Consider the following 21675-nt stretch of genomic DNA (forward strand, 5'->3'; position numbering starts at 1 on the left):
GAGTGATGGATATTTGATAAATAGTCATCGCTTATATGGCTGTCTAAAAGTTGTACATGATATACGGTTATTTTATCCCGTTGGACAAGATACGGTGAGTAGACGCAATAATAGCTAGATTTATGCTTCCTGTCATGAGTTCACGAGCTTCTGGTTGGCTGTGTGACTTAAAGGAGAAGCAAGCGCCCATCTTTTTGTATCATATTTGTATAAATTAAATGTGAGCGATATGGTATCAAGTAGCGAAAAGTGAAACGGTTATCGCATTGCTAGTGGAGGCATGACGCAGCCGCGTTATCTGGAAATCAAACCAATGATTTTCGTATGGGAGAGAGGATATGCATATTCTGGTAACGGGGGCGACAGGCTTTGTAGGTAGGGCACTTTGTTCTTACCTGCATGAGCATGGTCATGAACTTCTAGTGATATCACGCTCGCCACAGACAGCCGTCAAGCAACTTGGTGTGCCAGCGGATGCGCGTGGCAGTGCCCAAGCGTTCAAGGACATGCCTATCGATGCCATCATCAATCTCGCAGGTGAGCCAATTTTCGATAAACGCTGGAGCAGGACGCAAAAAAAGATACTTATCGAGAGTCGTGTTTCTGGCACACGTGATCTGGTAGCACTCTGCCAGATAATGAAATCTCCTCCCAGGGTATTGATATCGGGCTCAGCGATGGGCTATTACGGCGCGCAGAGCGATCGTGAAGTAACCGAAGGTACCCCGCCTAGCGATGAATTTGCCTATAAACTCTGCAAGGCTTGGGAGGACGAGGCGACGAAGGCCGCAGAGTTTGGAGTGCGCGTCGCTCGTATTCGTATCGGTCTGGTCTTGGATAGAGAGGGCGGCATGCTAAAACAGATGCTGCCGGCGTTTCGTATAGGGCTCGGTGGCAAGGTGGGCGCGGGCAACCAGTACATGCCATGGGTCCATCGCAGTGATCTTGTTCGCATTATCGACTTCCTGTTGACGCGGGACGACCTTGACGGGCCTTTCAATGCCTCGGCGCCTCAGCCAGTAACCAATGCGCAGTTTACCAAGACGCTGGCGCATCGATTGGGGCGTCCGGCGCTCTTTACCATACCGGGTAAAGCGCTTGAACTTGTACTGGGTGAGCGGGCGCGACTTTTGCTTACGGGTGCCCGAATGCGGCCAGCTAGGCTTGAAGAGGCGGGTTTTAAGTTTCGCTATAACACGCTCGATGAAGCGCTTGGTGCAATTCTCGTGTGAGACTTTTCTCGTATGACCCTTGCCATTGCGCCACAGGGCATCGAAATGCCCATGGGGCATTTCGATGCGTCAGTGATTTTTGATAGGACGTTGAACTTACTGTTCGGCATCCACGGTGACAATCACGCGAACGGCATCGAGACGCAGGCGCGTCGAGGCGATGGCATCATCAAGTGTGTCACGCTCATGGCGAATGGCGTCCAATTCTTCGTCGCGTACTGCTGGATTATGCCGGGCCAACGCTTCAAGTCGGGCCAACTCATCACCAAGTTGGGTGCGCATGGCCGCTTGTGCTGTCGAGACAATGCCCGGTAGCTGCTGTTCGGCGTTGCGCTCGGCATTATCAAGTAGCTGGCGCAGTTGGTTGTGACGCTGCTTGATCAAATCACGTGCCACTGCCTTTTTCACGTTAGTGAGATTCTTGGCGAGCCCACCGAACGAGACCTTGTCGGAAAGATCCTGTCCTGATTCATCGAGTAATACTCGAATTGTCGTTGGCGGTAGAAAACGCTCAAGGTGGAGACCGCGAGGGGCCGGTGTCTGGGTGCGGAAAATCATTTCCGCCATCAGGCGTCCGCCGGGAATTGAGGGATGCTTGAGCAGCGCCAGCGCCGTATTGCCCATTGCGCCGTCAATGACACGATCTAGCATTTCACGCACCAGGGGATGTTCCCAGCTCAAGCGCTGAATATCGTCGCGTGCCAGGGCCGTTTCCCGGGAAAAGGTTATTGTGAAGCCTTCTTCCCCTTTTACCAGGCCGGGCATGCCATCAAGCATGTGTGCTCCGGGATGAAGATAAAGCAGATCATCGCCGAGTTCGCGCGTATCGATACCGAATACGTCAAGCGCTTGGTCGAAGTACTTGGGCAGTGCTGGGTCACTATCGAGTTCACGAATACCATCAGCGATCGCGCTGGCGCGTTCGGGATGTGAGGAGCCGAGTTCCAGCAGGCGGTTGCGGCCAGCCTCGCGCTCTTCACGTTTAGCGACAAAGAACGTTCGGGTGTCAGCTACCAGATTATTCAGCGCATCGCTGTCGAGCAGGGCATCGGCCAGCGTGTCGCCGAACTCATCGAAAAGCGCACTGCCCAGGCCGTGGGGTGCCTCGAAGGCCGCCATGCCATCACGGTACCAGCGCAGCAGGGCTTCGCCGGGACTCTGGTCAAAGACAGGTACATGAATCTCGATCGGGAATTGCTGACCAATACGGTCGAGGCGACCGATACGCTGTTCGAGCTGGTCGGGATGGGCGGGCAGGTCGAACATGATCAAGTGATGGCAAAATTGGAAATTGCGGCCTTCCGAGCCGATTTCCGAGCATATCAGCAGAGGACTACCATCTTCGGCATCGCTGTCGGCAAATGCCGCAGCGGCACGGTCACGCTCAATCAGTGTCATGCCTTCATGGAATACGGGGGTGTGCAGCCCGGTCAAGACTTGCAATCCTGCTGATAATTCCCGCGCCGTGTCGGCAGCATGGCAAATGATCAGTGCTTTCTCTGCAGGATGGCCTTTTAGCCATTGGCGTAGCCATTCCACGCGAGGGTCAAAGCGCCACCAGGCATCACTGTCATGTTCTGTCTTCAGTGCCTCGAAGGTTATTTCGGGATAAAGCAGAACGTCGGGATAATCGATGCCGGTTTCGATCAGCAGCTCATCCAGATAATCCTCATCGCGTTCGATCTTGCGTAGTACACGACGGTAGGCCGCTGGCAGCTCAAGCGTTGAGACATGCAATTGACGCTCCGGGAATCCTGCCACGTGGCGACGGCTGTTGCGGAACATCACCCGCCCTGTGCCGTGACGGTCGAGCAGCTGGCGGCGTAACTGAACGCGCGCGTGCTCAAGTTCATCTTCATCGACACTTTCGAGCAGCGTCGTCAGCAGGGCACGACTGTCGCTGTCGTCCAGCAGGGTTGTAAGTCCCTGCGCTGCATGCTTGTCATCGGGTAGTCGTTCGAGAGCTTCTATGGCGCGTGCAACGTCGACATAGCCCGCTTCCTCTTCACGAAAAAGCGCCAAGTCATGATAGCGCTCTGAGTCCAGCAGGCGCAGACGTGCGAAATGGCTTTCGATGCCCATCTGTTCGGGCGTGGCGGTCAGCAGTAACAAGCCATTGGCATTGCCAGCGAGTTGCTCGACACAGCTGTAGCCCGGGCCGCTGCCTTCGGGCGTCCAGTCGAGATGGTGAGCTTCATCGACAATCAGCATGTCCCACTGTGCCGCCTGGGCCTGTTCCTGACGATGAGGATTAGCGAACAACCATTGCTGGCTGGCCAGAACGAGCTGGCCGGTTTCGAACGGATTACGTTCGGTGCTGCGTGCCAGGCTCTGCTGTTCATCGAGCAAGGTGACTTCAAGGCTGAAACGGCGCAATAGTTCAACCAGCCATTGATGAGTCAGACTGTCGGGCACCAGAATCAAAGCACGGCTTACCCGCTTGGTCAGTAACAGCCGATGAAGAATCAAGCCGGCTTCGATGGTCTTGCCTAGTCCGACTTCGTCGGCCAGCAGAACGCGTGGTAGACGGCGATTCGATACCTCATCGGCGATATAGAGCTGATGAGGAACCAGGCCGATGCGCGGTCCGGCCAGGCCGAGGGCGGGGTGTCGGGCAATTCTGTTGCGGTGCTGCAGGCTGCGGTAGCGCAGGTTGAACCAGTCATTGCGATCGACCTGGCCGGTCAGCAATCGGTCACGCGCCTGATGAAACTGCATATGATCGCTGATCGCTGATTCAGGCAGCTCGCGCCGCTCGCCATCGACCGTTTCACCAATGTAGACGATCAGGCCATTGATCTCTTTGGTGTCATCAACGGTAAGTGTCCAGCCTTCGGACGATTCGATGCGATCGCCGCTCCCAAACGCGACACGGGTAAGTGGCGCTTGGCGTACGCTATAGGTGCGCGTTTCTTCGCTGGCGGCAAACAGCACCGTCACCGAGCGAAGATCGCAATTCAAAATGGTACCCAGGCCGAGCTCGGCCTCGCCATCGCTGATGTAACGCTGGCCGGAAATGAAGTCGCTCATGATGCCTCGGAATGCACGTCAAAACGGATAACTAAAACGTCCTGAGTCGATACACTGACTCAATCGGCCGGCAGCATAGTGGTTGCCGGAAGCAGGGCGCGGTATGTTACCGGAAAGTACTGCTTGGCTTAAGAGCCGAAACGGTAATTCTATTTTCCGTTACATGTCTTTTTGTCATTGTTGACTGCATTTCAACTGGCTGAATGCTCGTCAGCATAGCGCCGAGTGAGACAAAAATAGCCGAGAGAGGAATGTATCATTGAAAAAAATGACCCTATGGCTGGTGGCATTGTTATCTGCTTGGATGTTGTCTGGATGTAACACCATGCACGGTGCTGGCGAAGATATCGCGGCGTTGGGGCGAGCGATTCAGCACGCTGCTGATTGAAGAAGGTTTATTGGCGGTTATCTGCTGTCATTTTGACAGGCGTTCGTGCTTGGCGAGCCGTTGTTGCCATTTCTGCCATTGTATCTGGGTCAACTCACCCGTATGTATGGCGATTAACCTGCCCGCGCTATCAAAGAGCAGCGTTACGGGTAATCCAGGGGCTTTATTCAATGCCATAAGCCGCTGCTGTGGGTCGAGCAGGGCATGGCGAAAGCTAAGCTGACGATCATTGAGAAACCGTAGCACCTGCAGCAAGCTTTCTCCCTGATTGGCGGTAATCACGGTTATCTGCTCGTGGGTGTCTATGTCAGCGAGCAAAGGTATTTCTCTCCGGCAGGGCGGGCACCAACTGGCCCATAGATTGATCATAACCGGATGCCCTTTAAACGTATCAAGCCGGACGGGGTGACCATCGATATTTTCCAGCGTCAGTGAAGGTAGCTGTGAAAGGTCGGGAGCGTTGCTGAAGGGACGCCAGCTATCGAGTGCATACCATACGCCATGAACGGAGAGGAGGAGTGCAACCGCAACCATGCAGGACCTGGGCATGGCGCGGAGATACCACAGGCTCCATAACAGCGTCACGAAGAGTCCGCCCCATAGGGTGTAGCCCGGTTGCCACAGCATAAACAACGCAAGGGGTGCTGCTTGATAAGCGTCAATGTTGAGTGCTGCATCTACCAGGCGAGCACCGATAAGCCAGCCCAGCAGTACGCCGTTGGCCCAGTGTGTCTTTTGCCGAGGCGGCACTTTTAACAGGCACTGCGCTGCGAACAATAAGACCAGGGTGCAAATAAACGCATAAAGGCGAGGTAACGAGAGCAGAAACCCGCCAAAGGCAATAGCATCCATGACGATGTACGGTTTACTTACGGCTGGAAAGCCGCCAGCCTAATGGGTCATGTCATCAGAAACCAGCCTATGACTTCATTTGTTCCCCCTCCGCATAAGGATCGCCTGCGTGCTGCTGCCATCACCTCGCAAGCGATAGGGTTTATCCTGATCCTTGCTTTTCAGACCTGGCTGCCTGAGCCGCGGCCCGCTCAAGGGATTACACTGGCATGCATGCTTCTGGCGGCCTTGGTAATAGCCACCATCAAGCGTTACCGCATCAACAAACAACGCCGGCAGTCTGAGCGCAATGATGCTCTGTAAAAGGAATCTAAGGATTGTTGAGCGATGTACGTAACTATCGAGATGCGTTAATGGATTCAATAAAGAGCATGTCTATGGTGGCTCTTGCAAAGATGCGAAAGGCGGCGAAATCAGGTCGTCAGCGGTTGTTACGTCTATGGCCTGGAACGGACAGGCCGCGTCGGCAGACACCGCCGCCAAGTCATGCACTCAGTGAAATAGCTACGGCAGCAACGCCGTTGGGCCACTGGACTGATAGCCGCTCACCGCATGGCGCCGATACCGGCTTCATGTTAATGACCAGAGGCGCCGAAGCTTTTGCGCTACGTGCCGAACTGGCCCAGCGCAGTACGCAAACACTCGATATTCAGACCTATATTTTTGAAGATGGGCTGACGTCACGGTTACTGCTTGATCACATGTTGGTAGCGGCTCAGCGCGGTGTGCGCGTTCGTTTTCTGATCGATGACCTGACCATTGGCGATCAGCAAACCATGCTGGCAGCGCTAAACAGTCATCCCAATATCGAAGTGCGTGTGTTCAACCCTATTTTGTATGGGCGGCGTCACATTGCGACGCGCAGGATAATGCTGGTGCTCGGGTGCGTACGGCTACATCGACGTATGCATAACAAGTTGTGGATTGCCGATAACGCCATGGGCATTACCGGCGGCCGCAACCTAAGTGATGACTATTTCAGTGCCGATGCCGATCACGAATTTGCTGATCTTGATATCCTGGCAGCAGGACAAACGGTCTCCTCACTCTCGCAGAGTTTCGATGACTACTGGAACCACACGTTAGCAAAGTCGCTTGCCTGGTTTGAGTCTGCTGCCCATGACGCCTGGCAAGCACTGCGGGATACACTCAAACAGCAACTCGACCAGGAGCTCAGAGAGCGTGTTGATTACAGTGGGGCGCTTGATCAGCTAAATAGTCATGCCTTCGATGAGCTGGCGCAGCGGCTTTGTTGGGCAAAAGGAAGAGTTGTGTGGGATTCTCCCGACAAACTTATGACCTGGGGGCGCCCGGTTCACGAGCGTTTGTTGATCGATGAGATTGCTGTTGAGTTCTCACGCATAAAGCAGCGGCTATTCGCGATTTCCGGTTATTTCGTGCCTCGTCAGCTCAAATGTCTTGATATATCAGCGCTTCTTCAACGTGATGTTGAAGTGACGGTAGTCACGAATGCTCTTGAGGCGACCGATGTCGCGTTAGTGCATGGCGGATATGCGCCTTGCCGCGTGCCGCTGCTAAGTGAAGGAATCCAGCTTCATGAGTTGCGCAGCCAGCCGGCAAGCATGCGCAGGCGTTTGCCTCAGGCGCGTTCGACAAGCCTGCATGCCAAGGCGATAGCACTGGATAATGATCGAGTCATTATCGGCTCATTCAATCTCGACCCGCGTTCGGTGTGGTGGAACAGCGAGGTGGCGCTTGTGGTCGAAAGCACAGAGCTTAATCAGCGCTTATGTGAGCTCGGTTCCGCCGTCCTGGCGCCGGAGCGTAGCTATCGCGTTACCCTTGATGCTGACAATAAACTTCAATGGTTCACCCGTAAGGAGGGTCGGGACTGTATCCTAGCCCGTGATCCGGGAAGTCGATGGCGACATCTGCAGGCCTGGGTGAGTGCCAAGGTGCACCTCTACAGTCTTCTCTAAGGATTAAGGGGAAGTAAACTGTACGTGGTTTGGGAGCCTGCAGGCAGATGAGGGAGTCTGTTCGCAGGTCATTGCTGGATGCAAGCCGGAATGGCTGACACAGGGAGGTGGGAGGTGATGATATGGTTGAGTCATTTATGGAATTGGATTCAGGAAAACGCCACGGTATTCAGTGGGCTGACTAGCGTAGGCATGCTATTGATCTGGGGTGTCTATCTTCAGCTGCTGCTGCATAATTTTCGGATGCAGCGGCGGCCGCAGATTATCATCAATCGTGGGCACGGCAGCGACGTCCATGCACGCTGTATTATCAGCAACATGAGTGAGCAGGCTGTCTTTATTCAAACCATCCTTGTCCAGCTAGAAACATCAGCGGGTAATTTTATCAGTGATGTTACCGATACCACTGATGAGCAAGGTAACCTCGCTAGCGGTGAGAGTCAGCCAGGCGAAATGCCTGAATCGAATTTGCTGAAGAAAATGACCCGACAGGGCCCCCTTCGGGCTGGTGAGTACATGGATGCCGGGTCGTTCAATGCCTTGATCCGCAAGGTGGATAAAGACAATAGCATCGGTGTCAATGATCACTGCCAGCCGATCGGCGATGTTCAATTCAAGGCTCTGGAAGTTCGTTTGGTCATCGTGTTTGGCGCGGAGCGACGCCCCATCGGCGCGCGGCGTCGTTTCAAACTGGAGCGTTCCGAACAGGGCGAGAGCTATCTCGAGCCTGAGGTGTTATGGACACAGCAGTTGAGTTCGCGCCGCCAGCGTCGCGAGGTGCGTCGTTGGCAGCGCAATCTGATGTCATGAGTACAGCAGACATACGGTGAGGAAAAGATAAGCAGCAGTAACGATAAAACGAAAAACGCCCACTCGGTAAAACCGTAGTGGGCGTTTTGCGGTAATTCTTGGTCGGAATAGCAGGATTCGAACCTGCGACCTCTGCCTCCCGAAGGCAGCGCTCTACCAAGCTGAGCTATATTCCGATCGTCTGGCGCTGCTAAGCAGTGACTCGACGGAGCGCAATTATACGCAAGGCGTACGCTAATGCAACCCTAGGCCCACATGGCCGGTAATCAGGCCTGACGGTCGACCGCTTGACGAGCAAGCAATGTCAAACTGTCGCGGTAGGGACTCTCGGGCAGTACCCTAAGCTCCTTTAACGCTTTGTCCGCCATGGCTTCGGCCTGGCGACGTGTGTATTCAAGCGCGCCAGACTCTTGCACGATCGCAAGGACTTTATCCAGATGCTCAAGGCCCCCTTGCTGGATTGCGGTACGGATCAGAGCGGCTTGTTCGGGAGTACCTGCCTGCATGGCATGAATCAGCGGTAGCGTGGGTTTGCCTTCGGCCAGATCGTCTCCGACGTTCTTGCCCATGGTTGAGGCATCACCCTGATAGTCGAGCAGGTCATCAATCAGCTGGAACGCCATACCCAGATAGCGGCCGTAAAGTTTTAGCGCTTCTTCTTGCGCCGGGGTTGCTCCAGCCAGTATGGCACCGGTGTGTGAAGACGCCTCGAACAGCATGGCTGTCTTGCCTTGAATGGTGTCGTAATAGGCCTGTTCATCAATATCGGCGTTGCCAATATTAGTCAGTTGGAGCACTTCGCCTTCGGCGATAACAGCAGTAGCTGCCGAAAGAATCTCCATGATCCTCATCGAGCCCACATCGACCATCATCTGGAACGAGCGTGAGTAAAGGAAATCGCCTACCAGCACCGAGGGGGCATTGCCCCAAGCGTTATTGGCCGTGGCTCGGCCGCGACGCAGTGCAGATTCATCGACCACGTCATCGTGCAGCAGCGTCGAGGTGTGCATGAACTCGATCAGGGCGGCAAGCGTGATATGTTTGTCCTCGGCATAGCCGAGTGAGCGAGCAGCAAGCAGCACCAGCAGCGGCCGCACACGTTTGCCGCCACTATCGACGATATAGTTGCCGATGGTCTGTACAAGAGGAACACGGGAGGCCAACCGGGCATGGATAGTACGGTCGACGGCGGCGAAATCGTCTGCCACCGGGGCATGGGTCGGCAATGCGTTAGGATGCATGACTCGGCTTATTCACCTGAAGGATTGGGCCGTGCGTTCGGGCCATGGTTTGCCGGTATGCTAGGCGCGCCCTGCGGGAGCGTCAAGGCACAGCGGGTAACGCTTGAGCATATCGTTATTGACAGTTATAATCCGCGCCCTTGAGGTTGCCGTGTGCGATTTCTTTCTCATCGTGCTCCCTGTCAGATGGTTGCCAAGATAGGCGCCACTCGCAGCAGGTCAATCAAGCAGCGATTCAGATGAGCACTCCATTGGAGACCATAATGTACGCAGTTATCAAAAGCGGTGGCAAGCAGTACCGCGTTAAAGAAGGCCAGCGCATCAAGCTCGAGAAGCTGGAAGTTGCCACTGGCGACAGCGTCGAGTTCGATCAGGTATTAATGATCGGCGGCGATGAAGTTACAATCGGTGCGCCGCTCGTCGAAGGTGCCAAAGTGACTGCAGAAGTCGTGTCCCATGGCCGTGGCGACAAGGTGACGATCATCAAGTTCCGTCGCCGTAAGCATCACATGAAGCGTCAGGGCCACCGCCAGTGGTTCACTGAAGTCAAGATCACCGGGATTTCCGCCTGAGCGGATCATCCCCCAACGAGTGAGGTAATTTGCAATGGCTCACAAGAAGGCGGCAGGTAGTACACGTAACGGTCGCGATTCGGAATCCAAACGCCTTGGTGTCAAGCTGTACGGTGGTCAGGTCGCTACGGCCGGCAACATCATCGTGCGTCAGCGTGGCACCAAGTTTCATGCGGGCACTGGTGTGGGCGTAGGCAAGGACTATACCTTGTTTGCTCTCAAGGACGGTCACGTCAAGTTTGAGACCAAAGGCCCGAAGCAGCGCAAGTTTGTCAGCATCGTTTCTGCCTGAGACGTTCGTTGTTACTTGCGACTGAGTGTCGTGTGAAAAGCCCCGCCAAAGGCGGGGCTTTTTTTGTATCATGACGAGAGCATCGTCAGGAGTTTAAGGTCATGCAGTTCGTCGACGAATCATCGATCACCGTAGAAGCAGGCAAGGGCGGCAGTGGCTGCCTGAGTTTTCGGCGTGAGAAATTTATCCCTAAAGGCGGTCCCGACGGCGGCGATGGCGGCCATGGTGGCAGCGTCTTTCTGGTTGGCGACGAGGCGCTCAATACGCTGATCGATTTCAAATATCAGCGTTTTTACAAGGCCGAGAACGGCCAGCCTGGGCAGGGACGCCAGATGAGTGGGCGTCAGGGCCAGGATATTTATGTCAAGGTGCCGGTCGGGACGACAGTCATCGATGTAGAGTCGCTCGAGGTGATTGGTGATATCACCGCGCCCGGCCAGACGCTGAAAGTGGCTCAGGGTGGGCGACGCGGCCTAGGTAATATTCACTTCAAGTCTTCAACTAATCGTGCGCCGCGGCGCACTACGCTGGGCACCGAAGGTGAGCGTCGCGAGCTGCGTCTCGAGCTCAAGTTAATGGCTGATGTTGGGCTGTTGGGTATGCCCAATGCCGGTAAGTCGACGCTGATTCGCTCAGTGTCGGCAGCTAAGCCCAAGGTCGCGGATTATCCGTTTACCACGCTGGTTCCGAATTTAGGCGTGGTCAAGCTCGGCACGCACGAACACTTCGTCATGGCCGATGTGCCGGGGCTGATTGAAGGTGCTTCCGATGGTGCGGGGCTGGGGTTACGCTTCTTGAAACACCTGACGCGCACGCGGCTACTGTTCCATGTGGTTGATGTGGCACCGTTTGATGACGTTGACCCGGTCGATGCTGCCGAGAAGATCGCCCTGGAGCTAGAGCGTTTCTCACCCACGCTGGCCGAACGTCCGCGCTGGCTGGTGTTGAACAAGCTTGATCTGATTGCCGAGCAGGATCGTGAGGCAGTGGTAGCTGATATTGTTGCGCGTCTTGGTTGGGAAGGCCCTGTGTTTCGCATTTCTGCTATCAGTGGCGATGGCACTGATGCGTTAGTTCAGGCCGCCCACCGCTGGCTGGTCGAGCAACGTCTGCTTGAAGCTGAGGACGAAACGGCCGCTGAGCGTGAGCGTGGCATGCGCGAGCGCATGGATGCCGAGGCGGTGGCACGTGCCGAGGCACGAATGACCCGGCGCCAGCGCCCCGACGTCGAAGAAGATGATGACGACTTCGATGACGATGATTATGACGTTGGCGTTGAGTACGTGCGTGAGTAACCGGCTGGCGTGAGGACGTGAGGCAATGAACGGGCAAATTCCCGGGCGGGATGCGCTAATCCAGGCGCGACGCGTGGTAGTGAAGATTGGCAGTGCGCTGCTGACTAATGATGGGCGCGGTCTCGATAGCCAGGCGATTGGGCAGTGGGTTGATCAGTTGGCAACGCTTAAGTCGCGAGGCGTCGAGGTCGTGTTGGTCTCATCCGGGGCGGTAGCTGAAGGCATGGCTCGGCTGGGGTGGCCGGTACGCCCCACCGAACTGCACGAATTGCAGGCGGCCGCGGCGGTAGGTCAGACTGGACTGGTGCAGTGCTATGAAGATCATTTTGCTCGCTATGGACTGCGTACGGCGCAGATTCTTCTTACCCATGATGATCTTTCCAATCGCAAACGCTATCTCAATGCGCGCTCGGCCTTGCGCACGCTGATCGATATGGATGTTGTCGCGATCGTCAATGAGAACGATACCGTGGTTACCGATGAAATCCGTTTTGGTGACAACGATACGCTGGGCGCGCTGGTGGCCAATCTGCTTGAGGCTGACGCGCTGATTATCCTGACCGATCAGGAAGGTTTGTTCGATGCCGATCCTCGCAGTAATCCTAACGCTACGCTGATTTCCGAGGGCGATGCGGATGATCCGCATCTGGCTGCCGTGGCCGGGGGCGGTGGCAAGCTGGGGCGTGGCGGGATGGCCACCAAGATACGTGCAGCTCGGCTGGCAGCACGCTCCGGCGCAGTAACTGCGATTGCAAGTGGTCGTCAGCCTGATGTGCTTACACGGTTGGCTGAAGGTGAACGTCTGGGAACATTGCTCCGGCCTGAGCATGCCCCGCTGGCCGCACGCAAGCGTTGGCTGGCGGGTCAGTTACAGGTGCGCGGTACGCTAGTGCTTGATGCGGGTGCCGTCAATGTACTGCGTCAGCATGGCTCGAGCCTGCTGCCTGTAGGGGTCAAGCGTCTTGAAGGTAGTTTCAAGCGCGGCGACATGGTGTTGTGCGTGGATGAGCAGGGCGAGCATGTTGCCAAAGGATTGATCAATTACGGCATCGACGATGCCCAACAGATTCTGGGTGTGGCCAGTCAGCACATAGAAGCACGGCTAGGGTATATCGAGGCTCCGGAGCTGATTCACCGCGACAATTTGGTTGTGCTGTAAGCAGGCGTGACTGCGAAACAGTAGTGTTTTATGCCCATCGCTGCTAAAATACTGCATCCTCTCAGACACGGCCCGTTGATCATTTTTGAACAATGGCCGGAAGTCGCTGATAAATCAGTGATTTCCATCAATGATTTTCATATTTTAGACTTCTATTTGAAAATAGAACTGTCGAAGTCTCCAAGGAGTAGACGGTGGCGAATAGCAAACAAGCCCGTAAGCGTGCGCGTCAGTCAGAAGTGCGCCGCAAGCACAATGCGAGCCAGCGCTCCATGGTGCGTACCTATGTCAAGCGTGTCCTGAAAGCCATCCAGAGTGGTGACCACGCTCAGGCGATGACTGAGTTCAAGCAGGCTCAGCCGATCATCGATCGTATCGCTGACAAGGACATCATCGCCAAGAAGAAGGCTGCCCGTATCAAGAGCCGCCTGAATGCGCGAATTAAGGTACTGGCTGCTTAAAGCCGGCCCTTTGCTTGGAAAACCGGCTTCGGCCGGTTTTTTTGTAGCTGTCTTTTCCCTTTGGTTACCTTTCGGTGCCGGATAATGCTACGCAGAATGGCCCTTGCTTTTGCAGATAAGGGGTAGGTTATTTGAACCGGCGCGTATTCGCTGAGGATGCAAGATGAGTGAGGGTAAGGCATCGGGAGGTCTGCTTCGCTCGGGACTTATCGTCAGTATCATGACGATGTTATCGCGTGTGCTGGGCTTGGCACGTGATGTCATCATCGCCACGCTGTTCGGAGCAGGCAGTGGCGCGGATGCATTTTTTATCGCATTTCGTATTCCCAATTTTTTGCGTCGGTTGTTTGCCGAGGGCGCATTTAATCAGGCATTTGTGCCGGTACTCTCGGAATACTCAAGCACGCGCGACAAGCATGAGACGCGTGCGCTGCTCGATGCGACGGCAGGCAGCCTTGGCTTGGTGCTGCTAGGTGTCACCATCATCGCGGTACTGGCATCACCCTGGCTTGTGTGGGTATTTGCACCGGGCTTCCATGATGAAGGGGATGGCAAGCTTGCGCTAACCGCCGAGATGCTGCGCATTACGTTCCCCTACCTGTTGCTGATTTCGCTGACTGCCTTCGCGGGAAGTGTACTCAATACACACAATCGCTTTGCTATCCCGGCACTGACGCCGATTTTTCTCAATCTATCGATGATTGGTGCGGCGTTGTGGCTGGCGCCACGTCTGGATACGCCCGCTATGGGGCTGGCGTGGGGCGTATTGATTGCCGGGTTCGTTCAGCTCGGCTTTCAACTGCCGTTTCTGGCTCGACTGGGTTTGATGCCGCGGCCCAAGCCCAACTTCAATCACCCCGGCGTGCGACGTATCTTACGGCTGATGCTGCCAGCGATTTTTGGTGTGTCGGTCTCACAGATCAACCTGCTGCTCGATACTATTCTGGCATCACTGCTGGCGGCGGGCAGTGTCTCATGGCTGTACTATTCTGACCGACTGGTTGAGTTGCCGCTGGGCATCTTCGGCATCGCAATTGGCACCGTGATCCTTCCGGCACTGTCACGGCAGCATGCCAAAGCGTCGAGCGAACATTTTGCACATATGCTTGATTGGGCGTTGCGTGCGGTATTGTTGATCAGTTTGCCCGCGGCACTGGCGATCATCGTATTGGCCGAGCCGCTACTGGTGACGCTGTTTCATTATGGGGCCATGACGGATCACGATATTGTGATGGCAGCGCGTAGCCTGCGTGCATTGGCATTTGGATTGATTGCCTTCATGCTGATCAAGGTGCTGGCACCCGGTTATTATGCACGTCAGGATACCAAGACCCCGGTCAAGATCGGTATCGTCGCCATGGTCGCCAATATGGGGTTCAATTTGGTACTTATCTGGCCGTTGGCCCATGCCGGGTTAGCGCTGGCAACGTCGCTGTCCGCTTATCTCAATGCGCTGCTGTTGGGCCTCGGGCTTTATCGTCAAGGCATATGGCGCTTCCAACCCGGGTGGGGGCGCTATGTGCTTCAGCTGGGAGGGGGATGCTTGCTGTTGGTGGCTGGCCTGCTGTGGTTATCTCCCGATTGGCATCAATGGGTCGACTGGTCAATCACCCGGCGTGTCATAATGATGCTGGCGCTCGTGCTCGGCAGCGTTGCCCTTTATTTTGGCTGGCTGGCGGCAACGGGGGTTAGGGTCAGACATTTTCGACTGAAGGGCTAGCCGGTGAGCAGTGGGTTCGCAGTGACATTCGAGGCGTAGCTGTCAGCGCCAACGGGCTTGGTTATAATCAAGGGCTTTTATTGATGTTGGAACCGCGCATGGAATTGATCAGAGGCTTGCATAATCTGCAGCCTCCTCATCGAGGAAGTGTTGCCACTATTGGCAACTTCGACGGTGTCCATCGTGGCCACCAGGCGATCCTCGATCAATTGCGAAGCCATGCCAATCTTCATGGACTGTCAGCTGTCGTGGTCATTTTCGAGCCTCAGCCGCGTGAATACTTTGCGGGTGACCAGGCGCCGCCGCGGTTGACTCGACTGGGCGATAAAGTGCGTCTATTGGCCCGCTATGGCGCTGATCGAGTGCTCTGTTTGCCCTTCAACCAGCGCCTGCGTGAGTTGTCCGGGCGAGAATTTATCGATCGCGTTCTGGTTCAGGGCCTCGGCGTCAAGCACTTGGTCGTTGGTGACGATTTCCGTTTCGGTTGTGACCGGGCCGGTGATTTTTCACTACTCAGGCAGGTCGGAGAGCTTGACGGCTTTGGTGTCGAGCATACCCGGACCTTTACGCTGGATGGTGAGCGCGTATCGAGCTCACGTGTGCGGACATTGCTGGCATCTGGCAACTTCCGCCAGGCGGCGCGTCTGCTCGGACGTCCCTATGCGCTGCATGGACGGGTCGTCAAGGACCGTCAGTTAGGCCGTACCATTGGTGTGCCGACCGCCAATGTGCCGCTGCTGCCCGGGGCGCTGGTCTTGAAGGGAGTTTATGCAGTAGCTACCCGGCTAGACGATGGACGCATATTGCCGGGGGTGGCGAACATTGGCTGGCGGCCCACCGTAGGGGCGACCCGACCGGTGCTTGAAGTGCATTTGCTTGATGCTGATGAAGCATTATATGGACGCCGTATTGACGTATGGCCCTGTGCGCGGCTGCGCGGTGAGATCGCTTTTAACGGTCTCGAGGCGCTGACGCGTCAGATTAAGCTCGATATTGTCCAAGCTCGTGACTATTTTCGGGCAGCGGACTTCCAGACAGTTCTTGCAAGAGGCCCCGTGACGAGCTTCCAGTCCGACCCGTCTGTTTTTCAAGACAATTTCTCTGCGGTTCATGACTCACTGCCCTTGGCGTCCGCGCCGTTGGCAGCGGATCATCCGCCAACCGATCATGACGATGGCTGACCTCTAGGCTATGAGCGACTACAAGCACACTTTGAATCTGCCCCATACCGATTTCCCCATGCGCGGTAACCTGCCGGCTCAGGAGCCTAACCGCTTGGCGAAATGGATTGATATGGGCCTCTACGCCAAGCTTCGCGAAACGCGTGCCGGGCGTGAGACGTTTCTGCTTCACGATGGCCCTCCCTACGCCAACGGCAGCATTCATATCGGTCATGCGGTCAACAAGATTCTCAAGGACATTATTGTCAAGTCCAAGAGTATGGCAGGCTTCGACGCGCCTTATGTGCCGGGCTGGGACTGCCACGGTCTGCCGATTGAACATAAGGTCGAGACTACCCACGGTAAGCATCTGTCAGCGGACAAAACCCGCGAGCTGTGTCGCAGTTACGCCGCTGAGCAGATCGACGGTCAGCGTGCCGACTTTATTCGTCTTGGCGTTATGGGCGATTGGGACAATCCCTATCGCACCATGGACTTTGCCAATGAGGCAGGTGAGATCCGCGCCCTGGCTGAGATCGTCAAGAAGGGCTACGTCTTTAAAGGATTGAAGCCGGTCAATTGGTGTTTCGACTGCGGCTCGGCCTTGGCCGAGGCCGAGGTCGAGTATCAGGACAAGGAGTCGGATACTATCGACGTGGCCTTTCCTGTGGTCGACGATGCCAAGCTGGCGGCAGCGTTCGGGCTGGATGCGCTGTCCAAGCCCGCTTATGCCGTCATCTGGACGACCACACCATGGACCATTCCAGCCAACCAGGCCCTCAATATTCATCCCGAGTTCACCTATGCCCTGGTTGATGTCGGCGATAGGTTGCTGCTGTTAGCGGAAGAACTGGTCGAGAACTGTCTGGAGCGTTACAAGCGTGAAGGCGAAACGATTGCTACCGCGCCGGGTCAGAAGCTTGAACTGATCAACTTCCGCCATCCCCTCTACGAGCGTCATTCCCCCGTCTACCTGGCCGACTATGTCGAATTGGGTGCAGGTACCGGGTTGGTCCACTCCGCGCCGGCCTACGGCGAGGACGACTTTTATACGTGCCGCCGCTACGGCATGAGTAGTGACGAGATTTTCAGCCCGGTGCAGAGTAACGGCGTTTACGCTGAGTCCTTGCCGCTGTTCGGCGGGATGATGATCTGGAAAGCTAACCCGCGCATCGTCGAAGCGCTCGATGATGCTGGCAATCTGATGGCCCATGAGCGTATCACGCACAGTTACATGCACTGCTGGCGCCACAAGACACCCCTGATTTACCGCGCCACAGCGCAGTGGTTCATTGGCATGGATAATGCGCCAAAAGAAGGCGCGCCACTGCGTGAGGCGGCCCTGAAGAGCGTCGACGATACACAGTTCTTCCCGACGTGGGGCAAGGCTCGTTTGCATGGCATGATCGCTGGGCGTCCCGACTGGTGTATCTCGCGCCAGCGCAACTGGGGCGTGCCGATTCCGTTCTTCCTGCACAGGGAGAGCGGTGAGCTGCATCCGCGTACTGTCGAGCTGATGGAGGAAGTGGCTCAGCGTGTCGAGCAGGACGGTATCGAAGCATGGTTTAAACTCGATACCGCCGAACTGCTTGGCGATGAAGCGGATCAGTACGAAAAGGTCAACGACACGCTCGACGTCTGGTTCGACTCAGGCACGACCCACTTCCATGTGCTGCGTGGTTCCCATCCGATGGGACACGAGGCGGGACCGCAGGCCGATCTATACCTTGAAGGTTCAGACCAACACCGCGGCTGGTTCCACTCGTCGCTGCTGACGGGGGCGGCGATTGATGGTCATGCACCGTATAAGGCACTGCTGACCCACGGCTTCACTGTTGATGCTCAAGGCCGCAAGATGTCCAAGTCGGTGGGCAACGTGGTCGCGCCGCAGCAGGTAATGGATAAATTAGGTGCCGATATCCTGCGTCTATGGGTCGCCTCCACTGACTACTCTGGCGAGATGGCGATCTCCGATGAGATCTTAAAGCGTACTGCCGATGCCTACCGCCGTATTCGTAATACGGCGCGCTTCATGCTCGGCAACCTGACCGGTTTCGACCCGGCCAGTGACAGCGTCGAACCTGAGCGGATGCTCGCGCTTGATCGCTGGGCGCTCGATCGTGCCGCACTATTGCAGGCGCGAATCGAGAAGGCCTATGAAGAGTATCGTTTCCTCGATGTCTATCAGCAGGTACACGCCTTCTGTGCTCGCGACATGGGTGGTTTCTACCTCGATATTATCAAGGATCGTCAGTACACCACTCAGTCCGACTCGCTGGCACGTCGCAGCTGTCAGACCGCGCTTTATCATATTGTCGAAGCACTGGCGCGCTGGGTGGCTCCGATACTTTCCTTCACCGCCGATGAGATCTACGAAAACATCCCTGGCGAACATCAGGAGAGCGTGCTGCTTGAAACCTATTATCAGGGCCTGGTGATGCTGCCGGAAGGGGCCGAGATGGATCGCGAGTTCTGGGCTGAGGTGATGGAGGTGAAGCACGCCGTCAATAAGTGCCTGGAAGCGGCACGCAACGAAGGTCAGATCAAGGGTTCACTCGACACCGAAGTGACGCTCTACGTCGATGACCGTCTAAGCGCATTGCTCTCGAAGCTTGGCGAGGAACTACGTTTCGTGCTGATTACCTCCGAGGCACTGCTCAAGCCGCTCGCCGAAGCAGGTGATGCGGCGGTGACCGAACTTGATGGTCTGAAGATCGGTGTGCGTGTGAGCCCCTACGAGAAGGATGAGCGTAGCTGGGAACGTCGTCCCGATGTAGGCACTCACCCTGAGTATCCGACGTTGAGCGCACGTTCGATCGCCAATTTGCCGGGTGGGCCGGGTGAAGTTCGTCGCTATGCATAAGCCAACGCTAGAAAGTGTCGTGAGGGAATGCAATGAATGACGCGCCGATGCAGCGTCCGCTGCGCTGGTTATGGCTGGCAGTCATCGTGGTCGTGATTGATCTCGGCAGCAAGGCACTTGTCAGTGCTACGCTGTCGTATGGCCGGCCGGTCGAGGTGCTGCCATTTTTCAATCTGACGCTTTTGCACAATACCGGCGCGGCGTTCAGCTTTCTGGCTGAGCATGCCGGCTGGCAGCGTTGGCTGTTCGCGGCAATTGCAGTAGCGGCGGTTACCGGTTTAACCGTCTGGCTTTCGCGACTGAAGGCTTCCGAGCGCCTGACCGCTTTGGCGATTGCCTTAATTATCGGCGGAGCATTGGGTAATCTCTATGATCGCCTGATGCTTGGCTATGTGGTCGATTTCCTCTCTTTTCATTGGGGCGGATATTTCTATCCTGCTTTTAATGTGGCGGATTCGGCCATCACGGTGGGTGCAGTTGCGCTAATCTGGGAATCGCTGCGTGGCAAGAAAAAACAGCAAGTCAGCGATCAGGCTAAAGGATAGCTAAAGGATGGAGAGGGAGCGTTTAGATGAGCGACTATCGGGTTGGTGAAGGAATGGAGATTTCGCTTCATTTCACCTTGAAGCTTGAAGACGGCACGATCGTCGATTCCACTCGGGAAAAACGCCCTGCCGACTTCGTGTTTGGGGACGGCAATCTACCACCGGGATTCGAGGCGCCTATCAAGGGGCTTGCGATAGGTGAGAGCGGCAGCTATGCCGTTGCCCCTGAGCACGGTTTCGGTCAGTACAACCCGCAGAATGTGCAAACGCTATCCATTGACAATTTCGAGACGATGACCATCGAAGAGGGCATGGTCGTATCGTTTTCCGATCCGGCTGGCGGCGAACTGCCTGGCGTGATCAAGTCGATCGGTGAGCGCCAGGTCGAAGTCGACTTTAATCATCCGTTGGCGGGGCGTACCCTGACCTTTGAAGTTGAAGTGCTTGACGTCCGTCCGGCCACTACTCATTAAGCGAGGGCGAGGTGCCCATGCAAGCATCTGAACAACCTGCCATGAAAATCAAACTGGCTAACCCGCGTGGTTTCTGCGCTGGCGTCGACCGTGCCATCGATATCGTCAACCGTGCGCTTGATGTGTTCGGTGCGCCGATCTATGTGCGTCATGAAGTGGTGCACAATCGCTTTGTGGTCGACAGCCTGAAAGCGCGTGGTGCTATTTTTGTCGAAGAGCTCGATGAAGTGCCCGATAATGTGATCGTGATCTTTTCTGCCCACGGTGTATCGCGTGCCGTGCAGCAGGAGGCCGAGCGCCGTGGGCTGAAGATTTTTGATGCCACCTGTCCTCTGGTCACCAAGGTGCATATGGAAGTGCTGCGCTATGCCAAGCGCGGCCAGGAATGCATCCTGATCGGTCATGCTGGCCACCCTGAGGTGGTAGGCACGATGGGCCGTTACGATACGTCGTACGGCGGGGCGGTTTATCTCGTCGAAGATGAAAACGATGCCAGAAATCTTCAGGTACGCGATCCATCGAAGCTGTCTTTCGTCACCCAGACGACGCTTTCGATGGACGATACTTCCAAGGTGATTGACGCGCTGCGCGAGACGTTTCCCGACATTCAGGGGCCGCGCAAGGATGATATCTGCTATGCCACGCAGAATCGCCAGGACGCTGTGCGTCAGCTGGCTGAGGAAAGCGACTTGGTACTGGTAGTGGGTAGCCCTAATAGCTCTAACTCGAATCGCCTGCGTGAGTTGGCCGAGCGCATGGGCACACCGGCTTACTTAATCGATAATGCCGAAGAAATGCAGCCGTCCTGGTTCGAGGGTGTTACTTCGATTGGGATTACTGCTGGCGCCAGCGCCCCGGAAGTACTGGTCAAAAGCGTTATTTCACGCCTTCAAGAATTGGGTGCTGAAGCGCCGGAAGAACTGGCAGGCCAGGAAGAGAATATTACCTTTTCCATGCCCCGCGAGCTCAGAGAGCGCGTTATCGCTAGTGTTTGATTGGTCTTTTTTGCGGGAAGACAGGTGCTCCGAGCCCGGAGCGCTGGCAGGCAGCCAGAGGAAGTGACATGGGCGATATCGTCATCAACGTTATGTTGTTCTTTGCGGCCTTGGCGCTAATGGAGGGTGTGGCGTGGTTCACGCATCGCTATATCATGCATGGAGTGTTGTGGTGTTGGCATAAGTCGCACCACGAGCCTCGTCATAGTGCGTTTGAGCTCAACGATCTGTTCGCGTTCTGGTTTGCTCTGCCCTCGATCGTTCTGATCTATTTCGGCTCGAACGGTCACCCTTATCTGCTGAGTTTAGGGCTCGGCATCGCCGCTTACGGTGCGGTGTATTTCATGTTTCATGATGGTCTGGTGCATCGTCGCTTTCGTGTGCCCTTCAATCGCCGCCGTGCGTTCTGGCGTAAACGTATCCAGGCCCACCAAATGCATCATGCCGTCAACAGTCGAGAGGGCGCAGTCTCTTTTGGTTTTCTAATCGTACGTTCACCTAAAGACCTCAAGCGCGAACTTATCCGCAAAAAAGCCTCCTTGCGCCGCTGATATTCCTTTCCTTTGCTACAACTCTTTAAAGATTCATCATCCATCCGCCGTTATTGCTTCCAATATGAGCGCCGCTTTATCTGAGCGGCGTCTAAG

At 55.7% G+C, this 21675-nt stretch carries 20 protein-coding genes and 1 tRNA gene; 17 read left to right on the forward strand and 4 right to left on the reverse strand.

What is annotated here, in order from left to right; all coding sequences use genetic code 11:
• Window positions 1-338 precede the first annotated feature (338 nt).
• Entirely contained in the window at window positions 339-1232 is an 894-nt protein-coding gene (locus C3Z11_RS00470) for a TIGR01777 family oxidoreductase (protein ID WP_106475570.1), read from the forward strand.
• A 96-nt stretch (window positions 1233-1328) separates the two neighbouring features.
• On the opposite strand, the gene rapA is transcribed toward C3Z11_RS00470, so the two are convergent.
• Window positions 1329-4262, reverse strand: coding sequence for an RNA polymerase-associated protein RapA (rapA, locus tag C3Z11_RS00475; RefSeq protein WP_106475571.1), 2934 nt, complete (start codon window positions 4260-4262; stop codon window positions 1329-1331).
• Window positions 4263-4530: 268 nt separating this feature from the next.
• Between rapA and C3Z11_RS00480 the strand changes: the two genes are divergently transcribed.
• Complete coding sequence (locus C3Z11_RS00480) at window positions 4531-4650, forward strand: entericidin A/B family lipoprotein (RefSeq protein ID WP_262927153.1); 120 nt, start codon at window positions 4531-4533, stop codon at window positions 4648-4650.
• 27 nt (window positions 4651-4677) lie between these two features.
• Here the strand turns inward: C3Z11_RS00480 and C3Z11_RS00485 are convergent, their stop codons facing one another.
• Window positions 4678-5502: a TlpA disulfide reductase family protein gene (locus C3Z11_RS00485; RefSeq protein WP_106475573.1), complete on the reverse strand. Its 825-nt coding sequence runs from the start codon at window positions 5500-5502 to the stop codon at window positions 4678-4680.
• Window positions 5503-5571: 69 nt separating this feature from the next.
• On the opposite strand from C3Z11_RS00485, the gene C3Z11_RS00490 reads away from it, so the two are divergent.
• The 3 genes from C3Z11_RS00490 to C3Z11_RS00500 all read left to right on the forward strand — a co-directional run bounded on the left by C3Z11_RS00490 (window position 5572) and on the right by C3Z11_RS00500 (window position 8252).
• Window positions 5572-5805 (forward strand): hypothetical protein, encoded by a 234-nt coding sequence (locus C3Z11_RS00490; RefSeq protein WP_106475603.1) that lies wholly within the window; start codon window positions 5572-5574, stop codon window positions 5803-5805.
• A gap of 74 nt (window positions 5806-5879) precedes the next feature.
• Window positions 5880-7442 carry a phospholipase D family protein gene (locus C3Z11_RS00495; protein ID WP_158700880.1) on the forward strand — a complete coding sequence of 521 codons (1563 nt, stop codon included), beginning with the start codon at window positions 5880-5882 and terminating at the stop codon, window positions 7440-7442.
• Between the two features lie 114 nt (window positions 7443-7556).
• Window positions 7557-8252: a hypothetical protein gene (locus tag C3Z11_RS00500; RefSeq protein ID WP_158700881.1), complete on the forward strand. Its 696-nt coding sequence runs from the start codon at window positions 7557-7559 to the stop codon at window positions 8250-8252.
• A gap of 99 nt (window positions 8253-8351) precedes the next feature.
• Here C3Z11_RS00500 and C3Z11_RS00505 read toward each other — a convergent pair.
• Window positions 8352-8428: transfer RNA gene (locus C3Z11_RS00505), tRNA-Pro, on the reverse strand.
• A 90-nt stretch (window positions 8429-8518) separates the two neighbouring features.
• Window positions 8519-9493, reverse strand: coding sequence for an octaprenyl diphosphate synthase (gene ispB, locus C3Z11_RS00510; RefSeq protein WP_106475576.1), 975 nt, complete (start codon window positions 9491-9493; stop codon window positions 8519-8521).
• A 263-nt stretch (window positions 9494-9756) separates the two neighbouring features.
• On the opposite strand from ispB, the gene rplU reads away from it, so the two are divergent.
• The 12 genes from rplU (at window position 9757) to C3Z11_RS00570 (ending at window position 21579) form a co-directional block, all read left to right on the forward strand.
• Window positions 9757-10065 carry a 50S ribosomal protein L21 gene (rplU, locus tag C3Z11_RS00515; protein ID WP_106475577.1) on the forward strand — a complete coding sequence of 103 codons (309 nt, stop codon included), beginning with the start codon at window positions 9757-9759 and terminating at the stop codon, window positions 10063-10065.
• Window positions 10066-10099: 34 nt separating this feature from the next.
• Window positions 10100-10357, forward strand: coding sequence for a 50S ribosomal protein L27 (rpmA, locus tag C3Z11_RS00520; protein WP_106475578.1), 258 nt, complete (start codon window positions 10100-10102; stop codon window positions 10355-10357).
• 101 nt (window positions 10358-10458) lie between these two features.
• On the forward strand, window positions 10459-11652 hold the full coding sequence (gene cgtA / locus C3Z11_RS00525; protein WP_106475579.1) for an Obg family GTPase CgtA: 1194 nt from the start codon (window positions 10459-10461) through the stop codon (window positions 11650-11652).
• A gap of 25 nt (window positions 11653-11677) precedes the next feature.
• Window positions 11678-12811, forward strand: a complete 1134-nt coding sequence (proB, locus tag C3Z11_RS00530) for a glutamate 5-kinase (RefSeq protein WP_106475580.1) — start codon at window positions 11678-11680, stop codon at window positions 12809-12811.
• Between the two features lie 194 nt (window positions 12812-13005).
• The gene (rpsT, locus tag C3Z11_RS00535; protein WP_106475581.1) at window positions 13006-13272 is read left to right on the forward strand and encodes a 30S ribosomal protein S20; all 267 of its coding nucleotides are present in this window, start codon (window positions 13006-13008) and stop codon (window positions 13270-13272) included.
• Between the two features lie 163 nt (window positions 13273-13435).
• Window positions 13436-14992, forward strand: a complete 1557-nt coding sequence (murJ, locus tag C3Z11_RS00540; protein ID WP_106475582.1) for a murein biosynthesis integral membrane protein MurJ — start codon at window positions 13436-13438, stop codon at window positions 14990-14992.
• A gap of 98 nt (window positions 14993-15090) precedes the next feature.
• Window positions 15091-16173: a bifunctional riboflavin kinase/FAD synthetase gene (ribF, locus tag C3Z11_RS00545; RefSeq protein WP_106475583.1), complete on the forward strand. Its 1083-nt coding sequence runs from the start codon at window positions 15091-15093 to the stop codon at window positions 16171-16173.
• 10 nt (window positions 16174-16183) lie between these two features.
• Window positions 16184-19015 carry an isoleucine--tRNA ligase gene (ileS, locus tag C3Z11_RS00550; protein ID WP_106475584.1) on the forward strand — a complete coding sequence of 944 codons (2832 nt, stop codon included), beginning with the start codon at window positions 16184-16186 and terminating at the stop codon, window positions 19013-19015.
• A 32-nt stretch (window positions 19016-19047) separates the two neighbouring features.
• Window positions 19048-19560 (forward strand): signal peptidase II, encoded by a 513-nt coding sequence (gene lspA, locus C3Z11_RS00555; protein ID WP_262927152.1) that lies wholly within the window; start codon window positions 19048-19050, stop codon window positions 19558-19560.
• Between the two features lie 26 nt (window positions 19561-19586).
• The gene (locus tag C3Z11_RS00560) at window positions 19587-20033 is read left to right on the forward strand and encodes an FKBP-type peptidyl-prolyl cis-trans isomerase (protein WP_106475585.1); all 447 of its coding nucleotides are present in this window, start codon (window positions 19587-19589) and stop codon (window positions 20031-20033) included.
• A 17-nt stretch (window positions 20034-20050) separates the two neighbouring features.
• Window positions 20051-21028 (forward strand): 4-hydroxy-3-methylbut-2-enyl diphosphate reductase, encoded by a 978-nt coding sequence (gene ispH / locus C3Z11_RS00565; RefSeq protein WP_106475586.1) that lies wholly within the window; start codon window positions 20051-20053, stop codon window positions 21026-21028.
• Window positions 21029-21096: 68 nt separating this feature from the next.
• The gene (locus tag C3Z11_RS00570) at window positions 21097-21579 is read left to right on the forward strand and encodes a sterol desaturase family protein (RefSeq protein WP_106475587.1); all 483 of its coding nucleotides are present in this window, start codon (window positions 21097-21099) and stop codon (window positions 21577-21579) included.
• The last annotated feature ends 96 nt before the right edge of the window (window positions 21580-21675 follow it).

This window comes from Phytohalomonas tamaricis (genome assembly GCF_003012345.1).
Taxonomy (GTDB): Bacteria; Pseudomonadota; Gammaproteobacteria; order Pseudomonadales; family Halomonadaceae; genus Phytohalomonas; species Phytohalomonas tamaricis.

Bases quoted from the DNA above. Each gene is read 5' to 3' on its own strand.
- C3Z11_RS00470 (WP_106475570.1), top strand. From the start codon at position 339: ATGCATATTCTGGTAACGGGGGCGACAGGCTTTGTAGGTAGGGCACTT.
- rapA (WP_106475571.1), bottom strand. From the start codon at position 4,262: ATGAGCGACTTCATTTCCGGCCAGCGTTACATCAGCGATGGCGAGGCC.
- C3Z11_RS00480 (WP_262927153.1), top strand. From the start codon at position 4,531: ATGACCCTATGGCTGGTGGCATTGTTATCTGCTTGGATGTTGTCTGGA.
- C3Z11_RS00485 (WP_106475573.1), bottom strand. From the start codon at position 5,502: ATGGATGCTATTGCCTTTGGCGGGTTTCTGCTCTCGTTACCTCGCCTT.
- C3Z11_RS00490 (WP_106475603.1), top strand. From the start codon at position 5,572: ATGACTTCATTTGTTCCCCCTCCGCATAAGGATCGCCTGCGTGCTGCT.
- C3Z11_RS00495 (WP_158700880.1), top strand. From the start codon at position 5,880: ATGGTGGCTCTTGCAAAGATGCGAAAGGCGGCGAAATCAGGTCGTCAG.
- ispB (WP_106475576.1), bottom strand. From the start codon at position 9,493: ATGCATCCTAACGCATTGCCGACCCATGCCCCGGTGGCAGACGATTTC.
- rplU (WP_106475577.1), top strand. From the start codon at position 9,757: ATGTACGCAGTTATCAAAAGCGGTGGCAAGCAGTACCGCGTTAAAGAA.
- rpmA (WP_106475578.1), top strand. From the start codon at position 10,100: ATGGCTCACAAGAAGGCGGCAGGTAGTACACGTAACGGTCGCGATTCG.
- cgtA (WP_106475579.1), top strand. From the start codon at position 10,459: ATGCAGTTCGTCGACGAATCATCGATCACCGTAGAAGCAGGCAAGGGC.
- proB (WP_106475580.1), top strand. From the start codon at position 11,678: ATGAACGGGCAAATTCCCGGGCGGGATGCGCTAATCCAGGCGCGACGC.
- murJ (WP_106475582.1), top strand. From the start codon at position 13,436: ATGAGTGAGGGTAAGGCATCGGGAGGTCTGCTTCGCTCGGGACTTATC.
- ribF (WP_106475583.1), top strand. From the start codon at position 15,091: ATGGAATTGATCAGAGGCTTGCATAATCTGCAGCCTCCTCATCGAGGA.
- ileS (WP_106475584.1), top strand. From the start codon at position 16,184: ATGAGCGACTACAAGCACACTTTGAATCTGCCCCATACCGATTTCCCC.
- lspA (WP_262927152.1), top strand. From the start codon at position 19,048: ATGAATGACGCGCCGATGCAGCGTCCGCTGCGCTGGTTATGGCTGGCA.
- C3Z11_RS00560 (WP_106475585.1), top strand. From the start codon at position 19,587: ATGAGCGACTATCGGGTTGGTGAAGGAATGGAGATTTCGCTTCATTTC.
- ispH (WP_106475586.1), top strand. From the start codon at position 20,051: ATGCAAGCATCTGAACAACCTGCCATGAAAATCAAACTGGCTAACCCG.
- C3Z11_RS00570 (WP_106475587.1), top strand. From the start codon at position 21,097: ATGGGCGATATCGTCATCAACGTTATGTTGTTCTTTGCGGCCTTGGCG.